Origin of the sequence: Haloplanus sp. C73 (assembly GCF_051195115.1) — an archaeon.
Lineage (GTDB): Archaea > Halobacteriota > Halobacteria > Halobacteriales > Haloferacaceae > Haloplanus.
The window spans coordinates 95,943-105,011 of sequence record NZ_JBNTJZ010000002.1; the positions used below are offsets into that span (position 1 = coordinate 95,943).

Here is a 9,069-nt window from a genome sequence, read left to right on the forward strand (position 1 = left end):
CTCACTCGGCGAGACGTTAGCGGTCGGCCAGCAGGTCGCTCGCGGTCAACAGTGCTTCGAGTTCGATGTCGTGTTCGGCCAGCAGTTCGCTCGCTCCCTCGTCCCGGTCGACGACGACGATGACGCGGTCGACGACGGCGCCCGCCTCGCGGAGCGCTTCGACGGCGTCGAGCGCGCTCTGGCCCGTCGTCGCGATGTCCTCCAGTACGACCACGTGGTCACCCTCGGACAAGCGACCCTCGATGCGGTTGCCCGTGCCGTACTCCTTGGCCTGCTTGCGGGCGATGACGTAGGGGCGGCCGGTTTCGGCGCTCGTGACCGCCACCAGCGGTACCGCACCGAGCGCGACGCCCGCCAGCGTCTCGTCGCCCACCCGCTCCGCGAACGCGTCGGCGATGAGCGAGAGACAGCGGGGGTCCGTCTCGAACAGATACTTGTCGATGTAGTAGTCGCTCGTGCCACCGTGGGACAGTTCGAACTCGCCGAACTTGACGGCCTCCGCGTCCCGGAGCGCCGCGATGAGTTCCTGATTCGTCATTGGCGTGTTCGGCGCCCCGAACAGACATAAACGGGGCGATTCACATCTGTAAATCGCCGAAATCGGGGATGCCGTCGAGAGCCGCTTACCACGGCTCCGATTTCAGCCCCAGCAGGTACGCCCCGGCGTTCGTCGCCACGTGAAGCAGCGGCGTCGCGACGACGATGACGACGAGCCGTTCGAGCGAGAACGTCGCCAGCGTCCACGCGGGGGCCAGCAGTGCGACGAGCGCGAGCGCCCCGATGACGAAGTCGAGTTGGTCGAGGCCGGGGACGGCGGCGCCGCGCTGGCGGCCGAGGCGTCGTTTGAGCAGGGAGGCGCCGATATCGCCGAGCATGGCGCCAAGCGCGAGGCCAAGTGCGGCCAGCGGCGGGAAGGTGGGCAGGTCGGCGCCGAGCAGTCCCGTCGCGGCCGGCTGAAGAAGGTTGAGCAGACTCGCCAGCGCGAGGCCGCCGAGGGTGCCGAAGGCCGTCCCGCGCCACGTCTTGCCGTCGCCGAGGAGCCGTCGCCCGGCGAAGTGGCGGCCGCCGTCGATGGGGCGCCCGCCGCCCGCGAGGACCGCCACGTTGTTCGGGACGTACGCCGGCAACATCGCCCAGAGCGCGCCGGCGACGAGTGCGAGCATACCTCGCGTTGGTGGCCGCGGGGTGTTAAGAGGGACGGGTCCGGCGCGGGTGGAACACGCTGAAGACCCCTCCGCTCCACGAGTCGATAATGTCCTCGTGGAGACGCGACGTGGCCAGCGGACTGGTCGTCCTCGTGCCGATTCTCGTCATCCTGTTCGTCCTCAACTGGCTGTACTCCCAGATTGCTGATCTCCCCATCGTGCGAACCCTTCCGCCCGAGTACGGCGTCCCCGTCGCCGTCGTCGTCTTTGCCATGCTGGTGCTTTCGGTTGGGTATCTGATGCGGACGACGGCCGGGCGACTCTTCGAGACGGGCCTCGACAGCGCCATGAACCGCGTGCCGCTCGTTCGGGTCCTCTACAACGCCTCGAAACTCGCCGTCGAGACGGCGCTAACGGGGACGGAAGACCTCCAGAAACCGGTTCGACTGGAGACGTGGCCCGGCGTCCGGATGACGGCGTTCAAGACGGGCCAGACAACCTCGGATGGGAAGGTGGTGCTGTTCATGCCCACCGCGCCGAACATCACCACCGGGTTCGTCATCGAAGTCGAACCCGAGAAGATAGAGGAGACGGGCGAGAGCGTCGAGGAGGCGCTGACCCGCATCCTCAGCGCCGGCTTCGCGGAAGAAGAGGACCGCATCGATATCGCCGTCGAGACGCCGCCGGAGGGCGACGAGGCGTCCGCAGAGGACTAAACCTCGACGTACTCGAACCAGTCGTCGTGGTCGTCCGTTCGGCGCTCCACGAGGTCGAAGAAGGCCTGCTGGATGTCCTCGGTGACCGGGCCACGCGTCCCCTCGCCGACGACGACGTTGTCGACTTTCCGAATCGGCGTCACTTCCGCGGCGGTGCCGGAGAAGAACAGTTCGTCGGCACTGTTGAGTTCGCCTCGGCTGATGGTCGCGTCGTCGTGGACGGTGTAACCCAGTTCGCGCGCGAGCGTAATCACGGTGTTACGGGTGATGCCGTCGAGGATACCCTCGGCGAGGCCGGGGGTGTAAATCTCGTCGTCGCGGACGAGAAACAGGTTCTCGCCCGGCCCCTCGGCGACGTTGCCCTCCTCGTTCAGGAGCAGCGCCTCAACGTAGCCCTCGCGTTTGGCTTCGAGACTCGCGAGCACGCTGTTGACGTAGGGGCCGGTCGTCTTCGCGTTGGTCGGAATCTGTGAGGAGGCGTACTTCCGCCACGAGGAGACGGTGACTTCGACGCCGTTCTCCAAGGCGTCCTCGCCGAGATACGCGCCCCACGGCCACGCGGCGATAGCCACCTGCTCCGGACAGCTCTCGGGGTTCAATCCGAGCATATCGTAGCCGTAGTAGGCGACCGGGCGGATGTAACACGAGTGGAGTTCCTGCCGGCGGATGAGTTCCTTCGCCGCCTCGGTCAGTTCCTCGCGGTCGAACGGAATGTCGAGGTTGTACGGCTTGCCGGAGGCGTAAAATCGGTCGAGATGCTCCTCCCACCGGAAGATGGCGGGCCCTTCCTCGGTGTCGTAACAGCGGACCCCCTCGAAGATGCCGGTGCCGTAGTGGAGGCCGTGGGTGAGGACGTGAATCTGGGCGTCGTCCCAGTCGACGAACTCGCCGTCCAGCCAGATGGTGTCGACGTCGCCCGCCTCCCGCATCTCGTCGAAGCTCATCTCAGCGCCCTCCCGTCTCTCGGCCGCTACTCGTCTGGGTCGCGTCGGTAGAAGTCGTCGTCTCGAGCGACATGGGTTGTGTACCCGTTGGCCCAATCCAGTCTTAACAGTTTCCGTGCCCGTGTCGCTTGCGGGTTCGACTTACGCCAGCGCGTCGACGAGCGCCGCGCCCTCGACGAACGCGAGGTCGTGTTCGCGGGCGTACGCCCGTGCGTCGGCGGTCGAGAGCGCGCCGCCCGTCTCGTCGTCGAGCATCTCACAGCCCGCGACGGCGGGTTCGACGCCGGCTTCGCGAGCCAGCGCCAGCCCCAGTTCCGTGTGTCCCCGGCGCTCGGCGAGGAGGCCGGGCGAGGCGCGCAGGAGGTGGACGTGGCCCGGCGTTCGGAACTCAGCCGCGAAGGCCTCAACGCCGGCCGTCGCGTCGTCGCTCAGCTCGCCCAGCCGGCTGATGGTTCGTGCCCGGTCGTCGTCGGTGACGCCGGTGAACCCGTCGCGGTGGTTGACCGTCAGCGAGAACGAGGGTCTGGCGTCGTACCCGAGGTCGCTGTGGTCGTTCGCCGGGTGGTCGACCGTCTCGTGGCGGAAGGGCAACTCGAAGCGCTCGGCCACGGCGTCGGTCAGCGCGACGAAGATGAGGCCGCCACCGTCGTTGCGAAGCCGCGCGACTGCCTCGGGCGTGACCGCACTCGCCGGGTAGAGGAGGTCCGTCTCACCCTCCCGGTCGTCGGCGTCGTGGACGAGGACGGGTTCGCCCGCCGCGAAAGCCGCCGTCGCGCGCGCCAGCGCGCTAGCGGATTCCCCCCGCATCACGCCTCACCGAGATGAATCGTGAGTCGGTCGCCGTCCGACAGGTCGAGCACTTCGCGCAGTTTGACGGGCGCGATGAGTTCCAGTTGTGTCTCGTCGTGGTGGGTGCGCTCCGGGACGATGACGTGGGCACCGTCGTAGGTGTCGCCGTCGGCTTCGACGCGGGCGGCGTAACACGTCGCCGGGCCGAAAGTCCGGTCGCCGTCCTCCCAGCCGTCGATGCGAGTCGCCGACGCCGACAGCGCGGCCACTTCGGCGCGACTCCGCACGCTCTCGGGCGTGAGTTCGACGTTGAGCGTCCCCGCGAAGGGCTCGTAACCGAGGCGGTCACGGAACTGGGACATGTACCCCGACAGCGAGATGTAGTGTCGCCCTTCGCCCATCCCGCTCGTCACCGTTCCCGTCAGCGCGAGCGAGGCGTCCGATTCGAACAGCTGTCGGTAGTCGCCGTACTCGCGACGGAGGCGGGCTTCGCCCGCGTCGCTGATAGTCACGCGCTGGCCGTCGGCCAGCACCTCGCGGTCGACGAGGCCGGCGTCGTCGAGTCGTTGCAGTCGTCGCGACGCCGTCTGGGCCGACGCGTCGAGGCTATCGGCCAACCCCGAACAGGAGAGCTTCGTCTGACCGTCGAGGCCGCCGCTCAGGGCGACCTGTTTCAAGGCGGCGAGTTCGCTGGGACCAACCGTCGACGCCGCTGCGGTCTCTGCCATGACCGAACTTGCGACTCGCCACCCATAAGGATATCGAATGTGGTATGCGTAACAAAATCGTGATGGTTTCGCCGCCTACGCCGGCAGGGCCACACCGACGACGAGCGAGCCACCGACCGCCGCCACCGTCAGCGCACCCAGCCCGAGTGCGAGCACCAGAAACGCCAGTATCCACCACAGCGGGACCGCGTTCGACTCTGCCATACCCTGTCCGTGTCGCGGCGGCCCCAAAGAACTTCCCGTTCAGGGCAGGAGCCAGCGGAGGAACCCCGTTCGCTTCGGTTCGTCGGCCGTCTCCGTGGCCTCTCCATCCGACTCGTCTTCCGCCAGCGGCGCCAGCGACTCGTCGTCCACGATGTCGGCCGCGAGCCGTCGGTACGCCCGCGTCGCCGGCGCGTCGGGTGCCGCGACGACCAGCGGCTGGCCGGCCTCTGCGGCCGCCTTCACGGCGTCGTCGTCCGGAATCGTCCCCCGAACCGGCACCCCGAGTCGGTCCGTGACCGTGCGCGCTGCCTCGTCGCTCGCGTCGGCGTCGACCCGCGTCACGACGGCGCCCGCGACGGCCGTCTCGAACCGGTCGGTCACGTCGCGGGTCTTGGCCGTGTCGCCGAGCGCGCCCGCCTCCGCCGTCGTCACGAGAAGGACTTCGTCCGCGACCCGGAGCGGTTCGACGCTGTCGTGGCTCAGCCCCGCCGACGTGTCGACGAGCACCGTCTCGGCGTCGAGGCTATCGAGTAGCGTCGACAGGTTCGCCGGGTTGGCGGTGCCGAAGTCGTCGAGGTCGTCCGAGGCCGGGAGGACCGAGAGTCCGACCGGTCCGTCGCGGGTCGCCTCCGCCGCCGTCGCGCGGCCCGAAAGAACGTCGTGAACCGTGGGTCCGGCGTCGGCGTCGACGCCGAGCACCCCCGCGAGATTCCCCATCCCGAGGTCGGCGTCCACGACGACCGTCTCGTGGCCCCCCATCGCGAGCGCCGCGCCGAGGTTCGCCACCGTCGTGGTCTTGCCGACGCCGCCCTTCCCGCTGGCGACTGCGTACACCCGTCCCATTGCTCGTCACAAACCTCCGACGATGGCCATATAACTCTACTCCCCGACCGCGAACCGCCGACTCGTGGCTAGAGCCCGACGAGCGACCCGGTGCCAGTCAAAGATTACTTAGCCGCGAGCGGACTAGTATCGACAATGAGTACCGACACGCAGGACGCCGACGACGACCGTCGGAAATACGAGTTCCGGAAGGTCATCGAGGACCTGAAGGAGTACGAGGGCTCCGGCACCCAACTCGTCACTATCTACATCCCGCCGGACAAGCAGATTTCCTCCGTCGTCGCCCACGTCACCCAAGAGCACTCGGAGGCCAGCAACATCAAGTCCAAGCAGACCCGGACGAACGTCCAAGACGCGCTCACGAGCATCAAAGACCGCCTCCGCTACTACGACACCTACCCCCCGGACAACGGCATCGTCATCTTCAGCGGCGCCGTCGACGCCGGCGGCGGCCAGACGGACATGGTGACGAAGGTTCTCGAGAGCCCGCCCGACCCCATCCAGTCCTTCCGCTATCACTGCGACTCCGATTTCCTCACCGAACCGCTGGAGGAGATGCTGTCGGACAAGGGGCTGTTCGGGCTGATAGTTCTCGACCGCCGCGAGGCGAACGTCGGCTGGCTCAAGGGCAAACGCGTCGAACCCGTCAAAAGCGCCTCGTCGCTCGTCCCCGGCAAGCAGCGAAAAGGTGGCCAGTCCGCCCAGCGATTCGCCCGCCTCCGCCTCGAAGCCATCGACAACTTCTATCAGGAAGTCGCGGAGATGGCGAACGACCTCTTTGTCGCCCAGCGTCACGAACTCGACGGCATCCTCGTCGGCGGTCCCTCGCCGACCAAAGACGAGTTCCTCGACGGCGACTACCTCCACCACGAACTACAGGACCACGTCGTCGGCAAGTTCGACGTGTCCTACACCGACGAATCCGGGCTCTACGACCTCGTCGACGCCGCGCAGGAGGTCCTCGCCGACCAAGAGGTGATGAAGGACAAGGTGCAGATGGAGGAGTTCTTCGAGAACCTCCACACCGGTGACCTCGCCACCTACGGCTTCGAGCAGACCCGCCGCAACCTCGTCATGGGCTCTGTCGACCGACTACTCATCAGCGAGGACCTCCGCAAGGACGTCGTCGTCTACGACTGCGACGGCCAAGAGGAGTTCGAGGTTGTCGACCGCCGTCACGACACGCCCGACCACCAGTGCGACGACGGGAGTGAGGCCGAGGTCACGGAGCGTGAAGACGTCATCGAGCACCTGATAGCCATCGCCGAACAGCGCGGCACCGAGACGAAGTTCATCAGCACCGACTTCGAGAAAGGCGAACAGCTTCACGACGCCTTCGGCGGCATCGCGGGCATCCTGCGCTACTCTACCGGCATCTAAAGTAGCTAGTTTTTCAGTCGTCGACGTCGACCCCCTCGATATGTCCCTCCTCCGTCGGCTCCTCGCCCGCCGCGACGACCGACCCGTCTTCGTCGCCGTCTCCCTCCTCGCACTCGCCGCGCTCGCCACCTACCCCGCCGTCGACTGGTATCTCCGCGCGCTCGACATCGCCCCCCGGTTCGGGTTCTGGGACTTCGGCGCCTACGGCGGCGCCGTCGAGCGCTGGGCCGCCGGCGACGCCCTCTACGTGCAAAACGAGGACGGCGGCTACCACGGCAGTTACCTCTACCCGCCCGTCGCGCTTCTCCCGTTCATCCTCCTCATCCTCGAACTCCCCTTCCGCGTCGCCGTCCTCTGCTGGGTCGGCGGTACCGCCCTCCTCCTCTGGGTGGCGATGCAACGGCTCGTGACCGCACTCGGCGTCTCGCTCCGCCCGTGGGAGCGGCTGGCAATGCTCCCGGTGCTCGTCGGCTTCCACCCGCTGATTATCTCGATGAAGCTCGGCCAGACCGCCGCCGCCCTCGGCGCCCTCCTCACCTTCGCGGCCGCGGCGTCGTTCCGCGAGCGCGGTTATCTGAGCGGCGCGCTCACCGCCTGCTGTGGCGTCGTCAAACTCCCTTACGCGCCCGCCGGAGCCCATCTGCTCGCGGATCGCCGGCGCTTCCTCGGCGCCGTCGCCGGCGGCGTCGCCCTCGTTGCCCTCTCGCTCGCCGTCTTCGGCGTCGACACGCACCGAACCTTCCTCGAAGTGCTCGCGTGGGGGGTTCGCGAGGGCACCGGCGCTCGCTCGCCGACCATCTGGCTCCCGCCGTACTACCGCCCGTTCTACGACGTGCCCTACTCGCTGGCGATTCGCGTCGCCGCCAGTCTCGCCATCGTCGTCGGCGTCCTCCGGGCCGCGCCCGCGGCGCGCCGCGAGACGACGGCGCTCGGCTTCGCCGCCGTTCCCCTGCTCGCACCGCTCACCTACACCTACTACTTCGTCGCGGCGCTCCCGGCCGTCGTCCTCCTCGTCGACGCCGAACTCGACCGTCCGGACGGCTACCCGGCAATTCCCGTCGTCGGCCTCCTCCTCCTGCACGTTCACTCCTACGGGCTTCGCGAAGCGGGGATGCTCGCACCCGGCTGGTACCCCGAACTGTTGCTCCAGCCGGGGCTCTTCGGGAACCTCCTCATCGTCGGCCTCGCGTTCGCTCGCGTCGCCGCCGCTGGCGGGCCCATCTCGCTCGTGGCGAAGGCTCGCCGCGACTAATTCAGCATCTCGGCCAACTGGTGGCGGCGACGCGACAAGTCGACGTGTGGCTCGACGTCGTCGGCCTCGACCAGTCGGTCGAGGGTCAGGAGGACGTCCGCACCCGCGCGCTCCGCGTAAGAACAACAGTCGTCGATGGCCGTGCGGCGGAGGGCCAGCGAGTCCAGCAGGCCGAGTGCGACCGCGAGCGCCCCGCCCGCCTCGCCGCTCGGAAACGCCGGATGGATGTCGTCGAAGGATGGGTCGGCCGGCGCCTCGTCGCTAGCCCCCGTTCGCAGACAGTGCGTGCAGATGGTCGCAAATTCGCCCGGCGCGTGTGGCCGAAGCTCGGCCGGGACGGCGAACGCGACGGTTCGCCCGCCACAGGCCGAGCACGTCATTCAGTCGTCTGCCGGGACGGCTTCCGCCTCGGCCTCCTCTTCCTCTTTCTCTTCCTCTTCTTTCTTGGCCTTGATTTTCTTCAGGCGGAATATCTCCTCGCGCTCCTGCTCTTCGAGTTTCTGCTCGATGTACTCCTTGTTCTCGTGGAGGTCGGGCAGGAGTTTGAACTCGAGGGCGTTGACACGGCGCTTGGTCGTCTCGATTTCGGTCAGCATCTTCTTCATCGCCGTTTCCACCTCGGCGGCGAGGATGATGCTCTCCAGAAGCTCCTCGTAGGCGTCTGCGGCCTCGTCGATGCGGCCCGACGAGCCGAGCAGCCCGTAGCCACGCTGGTCGAGGCTCTTTTTGACGCGGGAGGATTCGATTTGCGGAACGACCACGCCCATGATGTTTTTCGACTGGGTCGTGATTTCCGGATGCTCCTTGAGCGCCGAGGCGGCGCCGCGAACCGCCACGTCGCCCTCCATCGCTCGCGCCATGTTGATTTTGCGCTGGGCGGTCTGGTAGTTCTCGTCGAGGTCGGCGCGGATGTCCTGAGCCTGATCCAGGATATCCATGAACTCCATGATGAGACCGTCTCGCTTCTGTTCGAGCGTGTCGTGGCCGCGCTCGGAGAGTTCGATACGGTCCTCTATCGCCATGAGGTTCTTTCGCGTGGGTTTGACGTCCTCGGCCATTGCCGGAGCG

General features: G+C 67.4%; 12 protein-coding genes. 3 read left to right on the forward strand and 9 right to left on the reverse strand.

Translation table 11 applies throughout. The annotated features are described in order from the left end of the window. Nucleotides 1-16: 16 nt before the first annotated feature. Both pyrE and ACQUSQ_RS04790 read right to left on the reverse strand, forming a co-directional pair. Nucleotides 17-538, reverse strand: coding sequence for an orotate phosphoribosyltransferase (pyrE, locus tag ACQUSQ_RS04785; protein ID WP_435067382.1), 522 nt, complete (start codon nucleotides 536-538; stop codon nucleotides 17-19). An 85-nt stretch (nucleotides 539-623) separates the two neighbouring features. After that, on the reverse strand, nucleotides 624-1,163 hold the full coding sequence (locus tag ACQUSQ_RS04790; protein WP_435067383.1) for a CDP-2,3-bis-(O-geranylgeranyl)-sn-glycerol synthase: 540 nt from the start codon (nucleotides 1,161-1,163) through the stop codon (nucleotides 624-626). 89 nt (nucleotides 1,164-1,252) lie between these two features. On the opposite strand from ACQUSQ_RS04790, the gene ACQUSQ_RS04795 reads away from it, so the two are divergent. Next, a complete protein-coding gene (locus tag ACQUSQ_RS04795; RefSeq protein ID WP_435067384.1) occupies nucleotides 1,253-1,861 on the forward strand; it encodes a DUF502 domain-containing protein in 609 nt (202 codons plus the stop codon). On the opposite strand, the gene ACQUSQ_RS04800 is transcribed toward ACQUSQ_RS04795, so the two are convergent. From ACQUSQ_RS04800 to ACQUSQ_RS04820, 5 genes are all read right to left on the reverse strand, one after another. Continuing rightward, the gene (locus tag ACQUSQ_RS04800) at nucleotides 1,858-2,805 is read right to left on the reverse strand and encodes a branched-chain amino acid transaminase (RefSeq protein WP_435067385.1); all 948 of its coding nucleotides are present in this window, start codon (nucleotides 2,803-2,805) and stop codon (nucleotides 1,858-1,860) included. The genes ACQUSQ_RS04795 and ACQUSQ_RS04800 overlap by 4 nt on opposite strands. 141 nt (nucleotides 2,806-2,946) lie before the next feature. Further along, nucleotides 2,947-3,612 carry a 3,4-dihydroxy-2-butanone-4-phosphate synthase gene (ribB, locus tag ACQUSQ_RS04805; protein ID WP_435067386.1) on the reverse strand — a complete coding sequence of 222 codons (666 nt, stop codon included), beginning with the start codon at nucleotides 3,610-3,612 and terminating at the stop codon, nucleotides 2,947-2,949. Beyond that, complete coding sequence (locus ACQUSQ_RS04810; RefSeq protein WP_435067388.1) at nucleotides 3,612-4,322, reverse strand: DUF120 domain-containing protein; 711 nt, start codon at nucleotides 4,320-4,322, stop codon at nucleotides 3,612-3,614. The genes ribB and ACQUSQ_RS04810 overlap by 1 nt, the downstream gene beginning before the upstream one ends. 75 nt (nucleotides 4,323-4,397) lie before the next feature. Next, the gene (locus ACQUSQ_RS04815) at nucleotides 4,398-4,526 is read right to left on the reverse strand and encodes a hypothetical protein (protein ID WP_435067389.1); all 129 of its coding nucleotides are present in this window, start codon (nucleotides 4,524-4,526) and stop codon (nucleotides 4,398-4,400) included. 39 nt (nucleotides 4,527-4,565) lie between these two features. Beyond that, a complete protein-coding gene (locus tag ACQUSQ_RS04820) occupies nucleotides 4,566-5,369 on the reverse strand; it encodes a P-loop NTPase (protein ID WP_435067390.1) in 804 nt (267 codons plus the stop codon). Nucleotides 5,370-5,504: 135 nt separating this feature from the next. On the opposite strand from ACQUSQ_RS04820, the gene prf1 reads away from it, so the two are divergent. Continuing rightward, nucleotides 5,505-6,749, forward strand: coding sequence for a peptide chain release factor aRF-1 (gene prf1 / locus ACQUSQ_RS04825; RefSeq protein ID WP_435067391.1), 1,245 nt, complete (start codon nucleotides 5,505-5,507; stop codon nucleotides 6,747-6,749). Nucleotides 6,750-6,789: 40 nt separating this feature from the next. Further along, a complete protein-coding gene (locus ACQUSQ_RS04830; RefSeq protein WP_435067392.1) occupies nucleotides 6,790-8,001 on the forward strand; it encodes a glycosyltransferase family 87 protein in 1,212 nt (403 codons plus the stop codon). On the opposite strand, the gene ACQUSQ_RS04835 is transcribed toward ACQUSQ_RS04830, so the two are convergent. Then, a complete protein-coding gene (locus tag ACQUSQ_RS04835; RefSeq protein ID WP_435067393.1) occupies nucleotides 7,998-8,381 on the reverse strand; it encodes a DUF6276 family protein in 384 nt (127 codons plus the stop codon). The two genes, ACQUSQ_RS04830 and ACQUSQ_RS04835, sit on opposite strands and share 4 nt — an antisense overlap. Next, nucleotides 8,382-9,059 (reverse strand): V-type ATP synthase subunit D, encoded by a 678-nt coding sequence (locus ACQUSQ_RS04840; RefSeq protein WP_435067394.1) that lies wholly within the window; start codon nucleotides 9,057-9,059, stop codon nucleotides 8,382-8,384. It abuts the gene before it with no gap. Nucleotides 9,060-9,069: the final 10 nt, after the last annotated feature.

What these genes read in the sequence shown, in the direction of transcription:
- pyrE (WP_435067382.1), bottom strand. Translation starts at nt 538, where the DNA reads ATGACGAATCAGGAACTCATCGCGGCGCTCCGGGACGCGGAGGCCGTC.
- ACQUSQ_RS04790 (WP_435067383.1), bottom strand. Translation starts at nt 1,163, where the DNA reads ATGCTCGCACTCGTCGCCGGCGCGCTCTGGGCGATGTTGCCGGCGTAC.
- ACQUSQ_RS04795 (WP_435067384.1), top strand. Translation starts at nt 1,253, where the DNA reads ATGTCCTCGTGGAGACGCGACGTGGCCAGCGGACTGGTCGTCCTCGTG.
- ACQUSQ_RS04800 (WP_435067385.1), bottom strand. Translation starts at nt 2,805, where the DNA reads ATGAGCTTCGACGAGATGCGGGAGGCGGGCGACGTCGACACCATCTGG.
- ribB (WP_435067386.1), bottom strand. Translation starts at nt 3,612, where the DNA reads ATGCGGGGGGAATCCGCTAGCGCGCTGGCGCGCGCGACGGCGGCTTTC.
- ACQUSQ_RS04810 (WP_435067388.1), bottom strand. Translation starts at nt 4,322, where the DNA reads ATGGCAGAGACCGCAGCGGCGTCGACGGTTGGTCCCAGCGAACTCGCC.
- ACQUSQ_RS04815 (WP_435067389.1), bottom strand. Translation starts at nt 4,526, where the DNA reads ATGGCAGAGTCGAACGCGGTCCCGCTGTGGTGGATACTGGCGTTTCTG.
- ACQUSQ_RS04820 (WP_435067390.1), bottom strand. Translation starts at nt 5,369, where the DNA reads ATGGGACGGGTGTACGCAGTCGCCAGCGGGAAGGGCGGCGTCGGCAAG.
- prf1 (WP_435067391.1), top strand. Translation starts at nt 5,505, where the DNA reads ATGAGTACCGACACGCAGGACGCCGACGACGACCGTCGGAAATACGAG.
- ACQUSQ_RS04830 (WP_435067392.1), top strand. Translation starts at nt 6,790, where the DNA reads ATGTCCCTCCTCCGTCGGCTCCTCGCCCGCCGCGACGACCGACCCGTC.
- ACQUSQ_RS04835 (WP_435067393.1), bottom strand. Translation starts at nt 8,381, where the DNA reads ATGACGTGCTCGGCCTGTGGCGGGCGAACCGTCGCGTTCGCCGTCCCG.
- ACQUSQ_RS04840 (WP_435067394.1), bottom strand. Translation starts at nt 9,059, where the DNA reads ATGGCCGAGGACGTCAAACCCACGCGAAAGAACCTCATGGCGATAGAG.